General features: G+C 65.5%; 16 protein-coding genes. All 16 read right to left on the bottom strand.

The genetic code is table 11. The features are described from left to right. Positions 1 to 80: 80 nt before the first annotated feature. Positions 81 to 854 (bottom strand): amino acid ABC transporter ATP-binding protein, encoded by a 774-nt coding sequence (locus C1876_RS11985; protein ID WP_114546955.1) that lies wholly within the window; start codon positions 852 to 854, stop codon positions 81 to 83. Between the two features lie 10 nt (positions 855 to 864). Continuing rightward, complete coding sequence (locus C1876_RS11980; RefSeq protein ID WP_114546954.1) at positions 865 to 1,518, bottom strand: amino acid ABC transporter permease; 654 nt, start codon at positions 1,516 to 1,518, stop codon at positions 865 to 867. A gap of 187 nt (positions 1,519 to 1,705) precedes the next feature. Further along, a complete protein-coding gene (locus C1876_RS11970) occupies positions 1,706 to 2,545 on the bottom strand; it encodes a transporter substrate-binding domain-containing protein (protein ID WP_114546978.1) in 840 nt (279 codons plus the stop codon). Between the two features lie 199 nt (positions 2,546 to 2,744). Beyond that, complete coding sequence (locus C1876_RS11965) at positions 2,745 to 3,479, bottom strand: tyrosine-protein phosphatase (RefSeq protein WP_244910135.1); 735 nt, start codon at positions 3,477 to 3,479, stop codon at positions 2,745 to 2,747. After that, complete coding sequence (locus tag C1876_RS17855; protein ID WP_114546977.1) at positions 3,476 to 3,745, bottom strand: hypothetical protein; 270 nt, start codon at positions 3,743 to 3,745, stop codon at positions 3,476 to 3,478. The genes C1876_RS11965 and C1876_RS17855 overlap by 4 nt, the downstream gene beginning before the upstream one ends. 172 nt (positions 3,746 to 3,917) lie before the next feature. Further along, the gene (gene nrfD, locus C1876_RS11955) at positions 3,918 to 4,907 is read right to left on the bottom strand and encodes an NrfD/PsrC family molybdoenzyme membrane anchor subunit (RefSeq protein ID WP_114546953.1); all 990 of its coding nucleotides are present in this window, start codon (positions 4,905 to 4,907) and stop codon (positions 3,918 to 3,920) included. Between the two features lie 5 nt (positions 4,908 to 4,912). Further along, positions 4,913 to 5,584 (bottom strand): 4Fe-4S dicluster domain-containing protein, encoded by a 672-nt coding sequence (locus C1876_RS11950; RefSeq protein WP_244910134.1) that lies wholly within the window; start codon positions 5,582 to 5,584, stop codon positions 4,913 to 4,915. 11 nt (positions 5,585 to 5,595) lie between these two features. Beyond that, positions 5,596 to 5,874, bottom strand: coding sequence for a molybdopterin-binding protein (locus C1876_RS11945; protein WP_114546952.1), 279 nt, complete (start codon positions 5,872 to 5,874; stop codon positions 5,596 to 5,598). Next, positions 5,871 to 6,692, bottom strand: a complete 822-nt coding sequence (locus tag C1876_RS11940) for a molybdopterin-dependent oxidoreductase (RefSeq protein WP_114546951.1) — start codon at positions 6,690 to 6,692, stop codon at positions 5,871 to 5,873. Before C1876_RS11940 ends, C1876_RS11945 begins: the two co-directional genes overlap by 4 nt. 67 nt (positions 6,693 to 6,759) lie before the next feature. Beyond that, positions 6,760 to 8,343 (bottom strand): molybdopterin-dependent oxidoreductase, encoded by a 1,584-nt coding sequence (locus C1876_RS11935; RefSeq protein WP_158544682.1) that lies wholly within the window; start codon positions 8,341 to 8,343, stop codon positions 6,760 to 6,762. A gap of 197 nt (positions 8,344 to 8,540) precedes the next feature. After that, positions 8,541 to 9,473 carry a slipin family protein gene (locus C1876_RS11930; protein ID WP_114546949.1) on the bottom strand — a complete coding sequence of 311 codons (933 nt, stop codon included), beginning with the start codon at positions 9,471 to 9,473 and terminating at the stop codon, positions 8,541 to 8,543. A 13-nt stretch (positions 9,474 to 9,486) separates the two neighbouring features. Then, the gene (locus C1876_RS11925; protein ID WP_114546948.1) at positions 9,487 to 9,870 is read right to left on the bottom strand and encodes a GntR family transcriptional regulator; all 384 of its coding nucleotides are present in this window, start codon (positions 9,868 to 9,870) and stop codon (positions 9,487 to 9,489) included. 145 nt (positions 9,871 to 10,015) lie between these two features. Beyond that, the gene (locus C1876_RS11920) at positions 10,016 to 11,572 is read right to left on the bottom strand and encodes a hydantoinase/oxoprolinase N-terminal domain-containing protein (RefSeq protein WP_114546947.1); all 1,557 of its coding nucleotides are present in this window, start codon (positions 11,570 to 11,572) and stop codon (positions 10,016 to 10,018) included. Further along, positions 11,573 to 12,676, bottom strand: a complete 1,104-nt coding sequence (locus C1876_RS11915; RefSeq protein WP_114546946.1) for an S-methyl thiohydantoin desulfurase family protein — start codon at positions 12,674 to 12,676, stop codon at positions 11,573 to 11,575. After that, positions 12,664 to 13,776: an S-methyl thiohydantoin desulfurase family protein gene (locus C1876_RS11910; protein ID WP_114546945.1), complete on the bottom strand. Its 1,113-nt coding sequence runs from the start codon at positions 13,774 to 13,776 to the stop codon at positions 12,664 to 12,666. The genes C1876_RS11915 and C1876_RS11910 overlap by 13 nt, the downstream gene beginning before the upstream one ends. Beyond that, positions 13,764 to 15,197, bottom strand: a complete 1,434-nt coding sequence (locus C1876_RS11905) for a cytosine permease (protein ID WP_114546944.1) — start codon at positions 15,195 to 15,197, stop codon at positions 13,764 to 13,766. Before C1876_RS11905 ends, C1876_RS11910 begins: the two co-directional genes overlap by 13 nt. Between the last annotated feature and the right edge of the window lie 41 nt (positions 15,198 to 15,238).

The following is a 15,238-nucleotide window of genomic DNA, read 5'->3' as shown; positions in this document are numbered from 1 at the left end:
CCGCCCCCTGCTGTCTGAGCGAGCGGAGGCCCAAGGCCGGAGTCGAAGGACCTCAACAGCGACGCGTCTCGTCGCGGCGCTTAGCCCTCTTCGTACTTCGCCAAGAAGGCCTGGGTGCGCTCGTGCTGCGGGTTGTTAATAAGCTGCTCGGCCACACCCTCTTCCACGATGACGCCGCCGTCCATGAACACGATGTGGTCGGCCACGTCGCGCGCGAAGCTCATCTCGTGCGTCACGATCACCATGGTCATGTGCTCGGCCGCCAGATCGCGGATCACCTTGAGCACGTCCTTCGTGAGTTCCGGGTCGAGCGCGCTCGTTGGCTCGTCGAAGAACAGCACGTCGGGGTTGAGCGCCAGCGCGCGGGCGATAGCCACGCGCTGCTGCTGCCCGCCCGACAGCTCGCAGGGCACCATGTCCTCCTTGCCCTCGAGGCCCATCTTCGCCATCAGGCTGCGCGCGTGGTCGAGCACCTCGGCCTTCGGGCGCTTCTGCACGTGGAGCGGCGCGTCGGTGATGTTCTTCATCACCGTGTAGTGCGGGAACAGGTTGAAGTTCTGGAACACGAGGCCGAAGCGGGTTTTCGCCTCTTTCAGCACGGCCTTCGACGCGTACTGCGCCCCCGCCGCGCCGTTCTCGGCCACCGCGAGGTCGCCGTACGCGAGGCGCCCCGCGTCGAGCGTTTCGAGCAGCGTCATGCAGCGCAACAGCGTCGACTTGCCGCCACCCGACGGCCCGATGACGGCCACCACTTCGCCGGGACGCACCGTGAGCGAGATGTCCTTGAGCACCGGGGTGTCTCCGAAGCTTTTCCGCGCGTGTTCCAGCGACACCACCGGTCGTTCGTTCGTCATGGAGGCTCCTCTAGTCGTGATAGTAGTTCAGGCGCTTTTCGATGCGCGTCAGGATGATTTCAACGATGAAGTTGAGCAGCCAGTAAATCACGCCCGCGATGACGTAGGGAAGCAGGCTGATCTGCGAGGCGGCGATGGCCTTGGCCTGGCTGAACATCTCCATGATGCCCAGGACGAACGCGAGCGACGTGTCCTTCACCAGCGTGATGATCTCGTTGCTCATGGCCGGCAGGATGCGCTTGGCCACCTGCGGCAGCACGATTTTCATGAACGTCTGCGCGCGCGAGTAGCCCAGTACCTCGGCGGCTTCGTACTGCCCGCGCGGGATGGACTGGATGCCGCCGCGGTAGATTTCGCCGAAGTAGGCCGCGTAGTTGATGATGAAGCCGATGGAGCAGGCGACGTACTTCCAATCGTTGCCCAGCTGCAGGCCGAACAGGTAGTACGGGCCGAACATGAGCGCCATGAGCTGCAGCATGAGCGGCGTGCCGCGCATGACGGAGATGTAGAAGCGCGTGATGAGCGCGACGGGTTTGCACGAGCTCATGCGCCCGAACGCCACCAGCACGCCCAGCGGCAACGAGCCGACGAGCGTGATGAAGAATATCTGCACGGTGAACGCCAAGCCCGAGAGCAACAGCTCCATCATGGTTGCGAATTCCATGTCCGGCCTTTCTCAAACATCGCAGGTTCGATACACGTCAGCGAGGGCCGTTCCCGTGCCTCAGATTCGTGGGATCGCGCAGGCGTCGCGTACTTTGGTACGCAAGCCTGCGGGATCGCGCGAAGATGAGGTGCGCGAACGGCCCGCAGCGTCGAGCGGTTCCGTCGGCCGTTAGGCCGACGGAACGTTACAGTACCCAGTTGTCGTACGTGATGCCCTGGTCGGCGTACTTCTCGCACAGCTGCTTCACGGTGCCGTCCTCGTTGAGCGCCTTGAGGGCGTCGGTCACCTGCTTGGCCAGCTCGGTATCGCCCTTCTTGAAGCCCACGGCGTAGTTCTCGGGAGCGAGCACGCCCAGCTTCACGTACGCATCCGGCTTCGCGGCCATCTGGTAGCTGGCGATGGACAGGTCGCACGCAACAGCGTCGACCATGCCCGACTCGAGCTGCATGAACGCGTTGTTGTAATCGCCGATGGTCTGCAGCTCCTTGAAGGTGCCCGCAAGCTCGGCCTGGCCGCCGTCCTCGGTGCTCTCAAGCACGTCGAGCGCCGCCGAGTCAACCTGCGTGAGCACGATCTTGCCGCTGAGGTCCTCGAGCTTCTTCATGCCGCTGTCGGCCTTCACCACCACAACCTGCTCGTTGTACATGTACGGCTCGGAGAACGTGTAACCGTCCTCGCGGCCCTCCATGGTGAAGCCGTTCCAGATGCAGTTGATGGAGCCGCTGCCGATGAGCGCGTCCTTCGCATCCCAGTCGATGGCCTGCAGGTCGAGGTTCCAGCCGTTCTTCTCGCACACGGCCTTGGCGAGCTCCAGGTCGAAGCCCGTGAACTGGCCGTCGTCGCCCACGTAGCCGTACGGCGGATAGCCCTGGTCGAATCCCACCGACAGCGTGAACGTGCCGTCGGAGGTCGAGCTGTCGGCGCCCTGCTGCGCGTCCCCGCCGCCGGAGCAGCCGGCCAGCAGCACCGCGGAAAGTGCCAGCGTCGCAGCCGCGGCCACGATCGCAACGAGTTTCTTCTTCATCGCATCTCCCATCATCCCAAACCGGCCGAAGCGCGTCCTTCCCTCAAGAACCCCGCCGCTCCAACCACTCTTCTACTTTACTGTACTAAAGCGCGGGCACAGTATAGCACAGCGCCCGAGAAGCGGAAGCCCTGGTGATCGGAAACCGGCGGCAAACGGCAAGAACGGCACTCAACGATTATGCGAAGCCGCACGCGACTCAGCGGTTCAACAGCTCGCGGAGATTCGCTACTTGCACCGGCGTCAGGCGCAGGGCGTCGCGCACGTACGCCGGGAACCCGCCGGCGTGCCCGTCGATCTCGTCGAAGAACGCGCGCAGGTACGTTGGCCGCGCCTCGAGAAACGACCGGAGCACGGCGCGCTCCTCGTCCGTCATCCCCTGCTCCAGCTGCGACATCTCCCGGGTCGTGGCTGCGGCGTTCACCTGGTTCGTCGCCAGGTACCCGGCCATGACGTCGTCCTCCGAGAATCCCGCGATGCGCTGCAGCACGGCGCACAACACGCCCGTGCGGTCCTTGCCGTGTTCGCAGTGCACGAGCGCCGCGCGGCGCTCGGCGGCCATCGTGCGCAAGACCGTGCCCATGAGGGGGAACTCGCGCGCGTAGCGCCGATAGTTTCGAATCATGCGCTCTTCGGGAGCACCGTACTCGCCGATGACGCCGGCCACGAGGCGGCGCGACGCGTCGGAACGGCCGCGGTCGGTGGAGGGTTCGAATGCGAGCGTCTTGACGCCCATGATGCGCGGCTCGGGACTCGACGCGACTTCCCACTGGTTGCGCAGGTCGTAAATCGACCGCACGCCCAAATCGCCCACCAGATACGCGGCTTCGTCTTCGGTAATGTGCGCGAGCGAGGCCGAGCGGAACAGCAGGGACCCCTCAAGCGGCCCGCCGTCGATGGCGCGCAAACGGAACCCGCCGTACGCGCTTGTCACAACTCCACCTCGAACGCGTATTCCGCGACGATGTCCGACGCCGCGCCTTCTCCGTCGACCGCGCGTACCTTCAGCAGATAGCGCCCGGGACGTTCGGGACGATACACGAAGCGCCAGTTGACGCCTTTGTCGATGGCCACATCCGTCGTCGGATAGGTTGTCCACGTAACGCCGCCGTCCAGCGAAAACTGCATGGCGGACACGTTGCGCTCGAAGTCATCCACGTATCCGTCGAACTCGAGAGGCTCCCCTACGCGATGCGTCACCGCCAACTCCCTTCACCAGCCGCCATCCCCTCGTCACGCGCACTCAAAACACGCGCGCCCACCGTACCACAAGCGAGCAGCCTGTGCAAAATGCATCCCGCAACGCGAACCGGCAGCCCGAAAGCTGCCGGTTCGCACGCGGAGGATGGCGAGGGAGGTGCCACCCCCTCGCTTATCCGATCAGGCTCCTCACCGTTTCGGCCACCACGTCGGCATGAATGCCCGCCGCGAGGATCAAGAAGCGCAGCTCGCACCCGCCTATCAACGCTCCCGCAGCACCGATGGCCATGAGCGCCCCTTGAAGCCGTTTGGAGCACGGCTTCTTGCCGCCTCTCCGATGCAGCACGAGCCCCGCAGCAGCCATAACGAGCGGCAACACCAGTCCGCAGGCCACCACCATGCCCCAGAAGCAGGCCGCGAGGCCGCCCGACACCAACAACGCTGCAGAGGACGCAGCCGTCGCGCCCATCGCCGTCTGATCGTCAGCGCCCAGCATGCTCGCCAGAAACGCCGCCATCACCACGCATTCCACCAGCACGAGCACCACCACCGCGCGCTCCATGATCACGCGCGCTTTGGGAGCAAGGGCGTCTTTCTTCGACAGCAAGACCGCCACGATTTCCACCAGCGCCACGCCCGTGTCAAACGCCGACACCGTGAACAACGCCGGCAGCAGCGGCGTGTTCCACAGAGGGACACCGCCCGCGGACATGAGCAGCATGCCGGTGTACACCGCCACGAACGCCCCCAGCACGATGCCGACGACGGCCAGCACCCGACGCAATGCCACGCCGTGCTTCTCGAACCATTTCCACTTCGTCGCCAGCCACACGCCCACCGGCCTCGTTGCCAGCAGCGCCGACACCGCGAACACCGCCATAGCCGCAAACGCGCCCCATGCGCCGTAGGTCATCCACGAAGTGAAATGCCCGAAGCTCTGCCACATGAGCAGGCCGCGCGCCGGCGTGATGAGCTCCGAGAGCAACAGCAGCAAGCCCACCGCGAGGCTCGCGAGCGCCGCCCACATCGACACGCACACGATCAAGCGATGGCGTGTCCGGTCGATCAGGAACAGCACGGCCGCCATGACGAACGCCCCGGCGCCCATACCGCCCAAGAACAAGTAGAGCGCCGGTTGCCAGCTCCAGGTCAATTGCAGCATCCCACTCACCCCCTCGTTCCCAGCAGCAGGCACGACGGGTCGTTCTCCTGCGCGATGGGCACTGCCGAGCCGTTCGCCTGAGCCTTCAACTCTTCGAGCGGACCGTATTGCAGCGCGTCGAACTTGCACGCGCGCACGCAGTGCGGCGTTTCCCCTGCCGGGACGCCGGCTCCCAGGCAGCAGTCGCACTTGTCCATGCTCAAGGCGTTGTACCGCGGCACCTCGTACGGGCACGCCTGGAAGCAGTACTTGCATCCGATGCAACGCTCCTGGTCAACCGACACGATACCCGCCTCGCCCTTCGTGATGGCACCCGCCGGGCATACGCGCAGACAGCTGGGTTCGGCGCAGTGCATGCACGACGTGGACAAGGTGACGTTCTCCCCTTTCGCATTCACGAACAGGGTTATCCGCCGCCTGTCAGGCGTATCGTCCGACAGGCGGTTCTCCCGCCGGCACGCCTCGATGCACAGCTCGCAGTTCACGCACTTCCCCAGGTCTACGAGGAAGCCGTATTGCACGTCCCCGACGCGCGAGCCGCTCGCCGCCGCGCTCGCGTCTTCGGCGTAGGCCGAACTCCCCGCGCACGCAGCCCCGCCGACCGCAAGCGCGGAGATTCCCAGCGCGGCGGTTCCTTGCAGCAGAACCCGCCGCGTCATCATTGTGCTCGCTTGCATGCTTCCCCCTTTCAGTCAATCTCCAATTCAACATACGCCGCCTCGGGGCTCGCTTCGCCCCGATCGTTCACGGCCCTTACCTTCATCCGGTACCGACCCGCCTGCGGCGGCGTGAAATCGAACACCCAACTGACGTTTTGATAATCGTTGGTGTTCGCGGTCGGGTACGCGGTCCAGTGGGCGCCGTCGTCAAGCGAGAACTGCACGGCCGAAATCGTGCGATCGAAGTCATACGCGGTTCCCTTGAGCCTGACCGGCTTCCCAACGTTTCCCCGCACGAGGGGAATCATGCGACGTCGCCGCCCAGAAGCACGCCGATGTTCGGCAGGTTGGCATACGCCTCGCGTGCCTCGTCGCTGCTCGGGCTTGGCGGGGGCGTCTCGCGCTCCTCCAACGTGATTGCCACCACATCACGCGCGAAGTAGTTCGCCGACGTGGAGCCCAGCCATAGCTGGTTCACGCCGCCAACGCTCTCGGCCAGCGGTGCACCGTTCACATCGAACACGACCGGACAGTACCGTCGCTGCACGTACGACAGCGGCAACGCCACTTCGTAGCCATCGGCCGACGTGAACACGATGGTGTTCGCATTCGCGTCCGGCTGCGCCATGCCGATCATCGTGAGCACCGAGATGCCCGTGACTTCGGCGTTCGCGCTTGCCTTGCCATCGGCGGGGTTTCCGGCGCACGCGCAGCCCATCAGCAGCGACTGCACTTCGTCGGTCTGGACGAGCTCGCCGTAGGTTGCGACGTACGGGTTCGCCACCGCGCCGCCGACGGCGATCTGCCAATCCTCAGGCGCCACATCCGCAGCGGATGCCTCGCCCATCGGCCGTGCTCCGCACAGGTACTGCGACGCTCCCAGATTCTTCTGAATGTCCTCGTTGGACGACGTTTCGCTCTGCGTGAAAGCGAACTGCCCCTCCACCGCATCAAGCGTAACGATGTCGGTTTTCGCGTATGCCGCGCTCGCATCGTGGGACGCCGCGCTCGGCGCGTCCTCCTGCGCACTCGCATCGGTGGCAGCCAAGGCAAAACCGCTGCTCATACCCGCCAGCGCAAGCACCGAGCTGGTTCCCAGCACCAACGTTTTCTTCAACGTGCCCATTGCGCACCTCCTCTTATCACGTGCCCGGCGTGCACCGCATGCCGGGCACGGCACTTGTTTCACCAATTTACTTCGCGTTGAACATGACCTTGTCGGGCGTAGCGCTCACCAAGCCGCTTTCCGTTACGGCACGCACGCTGAGCACGTACGATCCCGCCTTCTCGGGCGTGTACGTGAAGTGCCAGTACACCCATTTGGTCGGATCGGAATCGGCCGTGTCCAGGCGCTTCCACGTTGCGCCGTTGTCGAGCGAGAACTCTACGGCCACCACGTGCTCATCGAAGCCCTGGGCGTACCCCTCGAACTCGTAGGGCTTACCGGCATCGATGATCTGCCCCTCATGGAAGTGCGCGATGCCAACGTTGGGCTTGTTGAACCAGGTCCCCTCATCCGCAGGGTCAAGCGTGTTGGTCTCGTCGAGCTGCCAACCCTCGAACACCTTCACCTCGGACGGATCGGTATCCACGACCTCGAGTTCGGATGTCCAGCGGATGGAAGAAGGCACGCCACGGTTCTGGTACCAAATCCTCACCGGGTAGCCCTCTTCCCACGACAGGCGCTCGCCGTTGATCTCGTACACCAGGTACGCGCCTTTGTCCGCAAGCGTCTCCAGCGTCTCGCCGCGCGACCAGCCGTCGGGAGCCGTAGCCATGAGCGCCGTCGCTCCGTCCTTCACTCCCGCCTTGTCCAGCAGCCAAGATACCGGAATGCCCGTGATCTCCACATTGCTCACCATTTCGCCGCCAGGGCTGTTCATCACGCACTGCGTGGAACTGATCAGCGTCTCGCTGGGCGCCTGCGCAATGAGGTCGGGCAGCGTCATCGAGAAGGGCTTATCCACCAGACCCGTCACGCTGATCTCCCAGGAGTTGAACGTTTCCTCGTCCTCTTCTTTGCCCTGCATGGCGTTGTCCACGGCTTCGCGATTCGTATCGCCCGTGTAGAACGTGAGGTTGAACATGTCGTTCGTGGTTTCCTGCTCATAGGAGAGATCGGCGCTGAAGTCCTCGTCGGGCAAGAACGTGATGCCCTGCATGGCGGTGTACTTCGCCTCTTCCCAGAGCATCATGCCGTTGCCGTCGGCCGTGGCCGCATGACAGGACATGCAATCGCCCTTGAAGGAATCCTTGCTGTGAATGCCGTGGATCAGGTTTCCGAATTCGAAGTTCTTCGTCACGTAGCCCGTGCCCACGTCGTGGCATATCTGGCAGTCCATCGGGGTCAGATCGGTGCCCATGTTGTTGGTGATGTCGATATGCTCGTAGTCGAGCTTGTTCAGCACGAGATCCTTCAAACCCGATTCGTGGCACGATACACAGCCGCGATTGTCGGCGTTCAGGTAGTTCGTGTTGTACGAAGATGGCACGTCACCCAAATGCCAATAGGAGAAATCCACGTCAGGGGTCAATTGTACCTGCGTGCCATCCTCAAGCGTCCTGACCTCCGGCATGTTCTCGCCGTGCACCTTGTTCATTGCGTCGTAGACCTCTTGCAGGCTGCCCGCCTCACCCGTGGGCGTGGTCTGCAGCGCCGCGCTTCCGTCGGCGGCGGCTTCGCTTTCCGCGCTCCCCTCCACGTTGGGAACGCACGCCACCAGCGTCAGTCCCACAGCGGAGCATAGGATGCCGGTCCACAAAACATGTTTCCGCATCGTCGATCTCCTCTCCTTTTGCTTGATACTCGCCCTCTTCTCGTATCCTATCATAAATCATACAAATTTGTGATACTTGTCTTACAGGTATATGATTCTTTTTTGAGAATAGAGAAGGGGCCCGCCGCGCATCCGGCAAGGCCCCTACCATGAACAAGCCACCGACGATCGCACGATCGGCATCGTGCGCAGGGCGTCTACCCCTTCGTGAGCTTTTCCAAGCCCTCGAAGGCCTCCGACAGGGCGCTCGGGATAACCACGAGGCCGCCCTTCTCCTTCACGCTGTCGGACACGAAGCTCATGGCGCGCAGCTGGAGCGCCGCGTCTTCGCGCCCGTAGGTGCGGGCGGCGTCCACGAACATTTCGGAGATCTCCTTCTCCACCTCGGCAAGGATGACGCGCGCGTTGTATTCGCGCTCGGCACGCGCTTCGGCGGAAAGAGATTCCTGCAATTCGTCGGGAATCTCGATGTCGCGGATTTCCACCGACACCACCGTGATGCCCCACTCGTTCGTCTTGCGCTCAAGAATGTCGGCCACCTCGCGGTCGATCTGTTCGCGGCGCGTGCTCAGCTGGGCGATGTTCACCGCGCCCATCACGTCGCGCAGCGTGGTTTGCGCCGCCCAGTAGACGAGCCGCACATAGTTCTTCACTTCCGAGCAGGCCTTTCCCGCATCCCACACCGTCCAGAACAGCACGGCGTCCACGTTCACGGGAACGAGATCGGCCGTCAGCACGTGTTCGGCCTTGAAAGCCGTCGAGCGCATGCGCATGTCCACGGTGGCCGCCGAGTACTCCACGAGCGGGATCATGAAGATGAGGCCGGGGCCTGCCACGCGGTTGAACTTGCCGAAGCGAAGAACAACCGAACGCTCCCACTCCAGCACGACGTGCATGCAGCTGAACAGCACGCCGGCTGCCAACACACCCACAATGGCGACCGCGAGCGATTGCAACAGCCACGCCGCGCCCGCGAACAGCGCGCATACCAGCAGCGTCAACACCCATCGAAGCGCCGTCGCGCCGGTTCGGCTCGTCGTCGTCTCGTCGAACTGCGCCTCGGTCGCAATCACGACGTCGTCGGCGCTCACCTCGTCCCGCTCGTCAAAATACGGCTTTTTCTCGCTCATGGCTCTCCCCTTGTCACTCGTCGAGCGTCGCAAACGCTTCCTCGATCCGCGCCATCGCGTCCACGCGGGAAATCCCCGTTTCCCGCACCACGCGTATCAGCTCCTCAATCACAACGTCCACCGGAGAATCGGGCAGGTTGAGCTCCTCCCGGTCGATCTCCGCAATGGTCGAGCGCTTTCCGCGCCCCGACAGGATCAGTCCGTCGGTCTCGAGGTCCTGATACACCTTGTGGATGGTGTTGTAGTTCACGCCCAGCTGGATGGCCAGCTCGCGCACCGTGGGCAGCGTGTCCCCCGGCCGCAGCCGCCCCGATCGAATGAGGAAGATCATGTGGTTGCGGATTTGAATCCACACGGGAACGCCCGATGTATCGTTCACCCGCAACGTCTCGAACACGCGCGCCCAGCCTTCCTTTCAAAGTATCATCCATTCGTATGATAACACAAGGGAATGCCAATGAATCGTCTCAACAAACGACGAATGCGGCCGTCGATACGACGGCCGCATTCGATAAGCAGGGCACCCGAAGCTGGATTTCTCCCTACATCGCCGCCAAATCCCCGGCGGCTTTCACCTTCACGCGATTCGTGTGGCCCGGGTAGTACGCCAGGGGCACGTCTTCCGCGTCGATGATCTCCACGGTGTCGCGCACGGCGCCCGCCTCCACGGCGGCGTCGACGGCAGCGGCACGCGCGATGGCCAGCGCCTCGTCGCGCGGCGTGACGTCGTAGTCCACGAGCGCCTCGTACACGCCGCTCACCTTCGAGATGGCCGAGCCGATGGCGTTCGCGCAGCCCGCATGCTCGGGCGCGTCCACCTCGGCCGTGCCGGCCAAATCGTGCGGCAGCACGATGGCGCCGCCGCCCACCAGCACCACGTCGATGTCGTCGCTCGACACCTTCATCACGTCGACGGCGTCCTCCACCAGCTGGCGAATGGCCGCCATGGCGCGCTCGGCCACGTCTTGCGGGATGGAAGCCACAAGCGCCTCGTCCCCCACCGACGCCATGCCCAGGCGCACGGCGATGTCGGTGGCGGTCATCGTGTCGCCGCCGAACACGAGCGCCTTGCTCGCAATCTCGTAGCCCACCGAGTCGGGCCCCACGGTTACGCTGCCGTCGTCGGCCACGCGCACGATGGAACCGCCGCCCAGGCCGATGCTCACCACGTCGGGCATGCGGAAGTTCGTGCGCACGCCGCCGATGGTGACGGCCACGCCGCTCTCGCGCGGGAAGCCGTGGCTCAAAACGCCCAGGTCGGTAGTGGTACCGCCCACGTCGATGACGATGGCGTCGTCGCGATGCGACAGGTAGCTCGCGCCGCGGATGGAGTTCGTCGGCCCGCACGCGATGGTGAGGATGGGATAGCGGCGCGCGTGCTCCATGGTCATGAGCGTGCCGTCGTTCTGCGACAGGTACACGTCGGCGTTCACCACGCCCTTGTCGGCCAAGCTCGCCGCGAAGCCCTCGGTGAAGCGCCGCGCCACATCGTACAGCGCCGCGTTCAAAATGGTGGCGTTCTCGCGCTCGATGAGGCCCATCGAGCCGATCTCGCTCGAGATGGACACGTGCACGTCCTCGCCCAGCACCTCGCGCGCGATCTCGGCGGCGCGCAGCTCGTCGTCGTTGCGCACGGTGGAGAACACGCACGACACGGCCACGGCTTCCACACGGCCCTTCACGCCCTCGAAGAAGGCGCGGCACGCGGCCTCGTCGAACACCGCCAGACGCTTGCCGTCGTACTCGAAGCCACCCTCGATGATGGTGGAGTCCACGCACACCGCCGCGATGTCGTCGGCCCAGTCCACCATGGGCGGGATGCCCACCGTAGCCGGCGCGCCGATGCGCAGGATGGCGATGGGCGCAAGGCCCTTGCGCTCCACGATGGCGTTCGTGCACTGGGTGGTGCCCAGCATGGCCTGCCCGATGAGCGCGCGATCGACGCCGCTCTGCTCGAGCACGGCGTCCACCGCGCCCATGATGCCCGTGTAGATGTCGCCCGACGTGGGGTTCTTCACGGCAGCCACCACGTCCAGGTTCTCGTCGATCAAGACGGCGTCCGTGTTCGTCCCGCCCACGTCAATGCCCAGCTTGTACATTTACGCTCCCTTCCGCGCCGAGCGCTCTTCCACGGGGATGTAGTCGGTATCGATGCCGAAGTAGCGCGGCCCCACGAGCTCGATGCCCGCCGGCGTGCGCCACATGTCGAAGCACTCGAGGCCCACCGCCAGCACGCGCTTGCCGTACTTGAGCGCGTCGGTGGGAACGGGCGTGAACGTCTCGGTGTCCACGAGGCAGATGAGGTCGGGCGCGGTGGCCACGATCTCGCCGTCCACCGTGCAGGCCAGGTTCTCGTTCTGAAACTCGACGAACGCGCTCGAACCGCGGTCCTCGCCGATGCCCTCGAGCACCACCTTGCCGAAGTTGAACGCCCCGCGCGTCTCGCGCAGCACGTCGGCGATCTTGCCCTTGAACAGCTTGTGGCCGCCCGTGAACTGCAGGAAGTACTCCTCGGGCGTGAGGCCGGCCGCCGCTGCGCCCTCCTTCGCCGTGCGGATGGCGCGCCCCAGCTCCTCCGAGCGCGTCACGATGCCGTGCACGCCGTACTTCTTCAGCGTGTCGGCGTCCATGCAGAACAGCGCGATGGTGATGGTGCCGCCCATGGTCATGGTGGCCGCGCGGGCGATGTCCTCGGTCCACTTGTTCGTGATGGTGTCGAGGATGCCCGAGTTGCCCTTCTCGTCGATGAACGCCATGGGCGTGGCCGACGCGCCGCCGATGGTGAACGTGACCATCTGCAGCTCGGGGAACGCGCGGCCCATGCCGTCGGCGTCCACCATGGGGATGCCGAGGCGCGCGGCCGCCGCGATGGGCAGCATGGAGTTCACGCCGCCGGCCTCCATGGGCATGGTGGCGTACACGGGCTTGCCGTAGTAGCGCGACACCATGTCGAACAGCTTGGCGAACTCGTTGGCGCCCACGCCCTTCTCGGCGAGGATGGTGGGCGCGCCCATGGACGCGGCCGGCATGATGAACGCGCCGTCGGGAACCTCGTCGGCGCTGATGAGCTCAACTTCGCCGCATTCCTTCACCGCGCCGATGGCCGTGAGCTTGCCGATGTAGGGGTCGCCGCCCCCGCCCGCGCCGAGGAGCGCCGCGCCCAGCGCGATGTCCTCGATTTCCTGAATGCCTATAGTGCGCACGTATGCTCTCCTTTGAACGTCTCGTATCTTTCCTCGATGGGCACGTACGGTATGTCGAAGCGGAAAAACGCAGGTCCGCCCAGTGCCACGCCCGCGTCCGTCCGCCAGGCGGCGTCGCAGGGCAGTCCCACCAGCAGCACGCGCTTGCCGTATTTGAGCGCCTCGGTGGTCACGGGCACGAATGTTTCCGCATCCACGAGGCACACGAGGTCGGGCACGCTCATCACCACGCGCCCGTCCACTTCGGCGTACAGGTTCTCGTTTTGGAACACCACCGAGCCCGTGCGGCCCCGGTCCTCCCCGACGCCTTCGAGCACGGCGCGTCCGACGTTGAACCCGTCGCGCGTGTCGCGCAGCACATCGGAAATCTTACCCTGAAGGAAGGGCAGCGCGCCCGATTCGCGCAGGAAGAACGCACGCGGCGTGCAGCCTTGCGCATCCTTCGCCGTGCGGATGACGCGGCCGAGGCGTTGCGCCAGGTCCACCGTGTCGCGCACGGCGCACGCCTTCATCTGCGCGCCCGTCATGGACGCGCCCACGTTGATGAGCGCGCCGCCGCATGCCGTGGTCACCGCCCGGCCGAGCGCTTCGGTCCAGTCGTTGTCGATGGTTTCGACGAGCGTGCGGTTGCCCTTCTCGTCCACGAACGCCATGGGCGTGGTGGGGATGCCGGCCATGCAGTAGGTGTCCTGCTGCAGCCCGGGAAACGCGCGGCCCATGCCGTCGACGTTCACCACCGGGATGCCCACGCGCGCCGCAGCGGCGATGGGCACGAGCGAGTTGAGGCCTCCCGCTTCCGCCAGCACGAACGCGTCGATCTTCCTGCCAAGCCGCCGTTGCAGCATGTCGAGCGCGCGGGCGTACTCCTGCCCGTTCACGCCCTTTTCGAGCACCACCGTCGGCGCGCCCACGCTGCCGATCGAAGCGACGGTCCAGTCGTCGGGAACCTCGTCCGCGTCGAGCAGCTGCACGGGGCCGCACGCCCGGAGCGCGGTGATGGTTTCCAAGCGGCCCATGTAGGGGTCTCCCCCGCCGCCCGCGCCGAGGAGCGACGAACCCAGCGCGATGTCCTCGACATCGTCAACGTCTATGAACCGCACGATTCGCCCTCTCCTTTCGCGACGACCGTACGATTGTACACCAGGTTGTCGGGCGAGGCGCCCGGCTCCGTCGGACGCGCAAACGCGATGCCGCCGGCGAATCGCTCGCCGCCCGTCAGGCGATACGCCGCCACGTACGTGACCATCGCCACGATGATGCCGTTCACCGGCCCGACGAAGAACGGCACGTCGAGCATCTCGAGCCCCGGCACGAGCGCGAACGTGCCGCCCGCGACAAGCGCCACCGCGATGCCGCACACGAGCCCGGCCACGCCCGCGGCCGAGATGCCCGCGACCACGCGCACGTTCGCCGGGCGGCCCTTCCGCACGAGCCAGTAGTCCGCCACCATGACGCCCGCGAGCGCCGGGCCGCAGGCCGAGAGCACCGTGAGGAACGCCTCGAATTGCCCGAGGATGCCGCCCACCGCCAGCGCGATGCCCGCGATACCGGAGACGGCCGTGGTCAGCTTGCTGCCGCCCTCGTCCTTGCCTAGCATCACGGCGAAGCCGAGGCCTGCCGAGTACACGTTGCTCGCGTTCACCGTCCACGCCGACAGCACGAGGGCGAGGAGGCCCACCGCTGGCAGGCCGATGGAGTTCATGATGACGGCGATGTCGCCCTGACCGGTGACGATGGCAAGCGCCGCACCTGCCATGAGGGCCACGAGCGCCGCGGGGATGACGCCGACGACGCACGACAGCACCGCGTCCTTGCGCGTGCGCGCGAACCGCGCGAAGTCGCCCGCCGTCGCTCCCGCGAACGCGAACAGCCCCACGGCCATATTCACCCCGGCGATGAGGCCGATGGCGTCGGCGGGCAGCGGCACGTAGCCTAACAGCGCGTCGAGACTGCCCGTCTGCGCCACCGAAGCGCTCACGCCGTACACGCAGATGAGCACGAGCAAGGGCGCCGCCACCGAGCTCACCCACTTCAAGCCGTCGAAGCCCACCAAAGCCGTGACCAGCATGAGCGCGCCGAGCGCCACCGAGCAGGCCCACACGGGCACCGCCAGCCCGAACACGCCTTCCAGCATGAGCGCCAGCGATGCGCCGCACACGGCCGTCTGCACGCCGAACCAGCCGATGGTCACCACGCCCACGATGAGCGACACGAGGTAGCGCGCGCCCGTGCGCCCCAGCGCCGGCGCCGCGAGCGATGCCGTGGGAAGTCCCAGGTCGGAGGCTTGCATGGACACGAAGCACATGTAGGCAACGATGAAGCCGAACCCCACGAGCGTGGCGAGGGCCGCTCCGCTGAGCGCAAGCCCCAGGCCCAGCGCCGCGCCCACCATGAGGGTCGGCGCGCTGAACATGCCGCCCGCGCGGATGAAGGCGATGCTCGCCCAGCTCTTGCGCTCGGATTCGTCGATGCGCAGGCCGTCGGCTTCCGCCGCGCCCGCCGTGTCTTGCGCCGTAGGCACCGGTGCCCCCTCGTTCGTCGTTTTCAGGTGGTAACGGCTCG

The sequence above is a fragment of the Eggerthella sinensis genome (assembly GCF_003339815.1).
GTDB classification, from domain to species: Bacteria; Actinomycetota; Coriobacteriia; order Coriobacteriales; family Eggerthellaceae; genus Eggerthella; species Eggerthella sinensis.
This window is presented reverse-complemented; position numbering and strand designations above follow the sequence as displayed.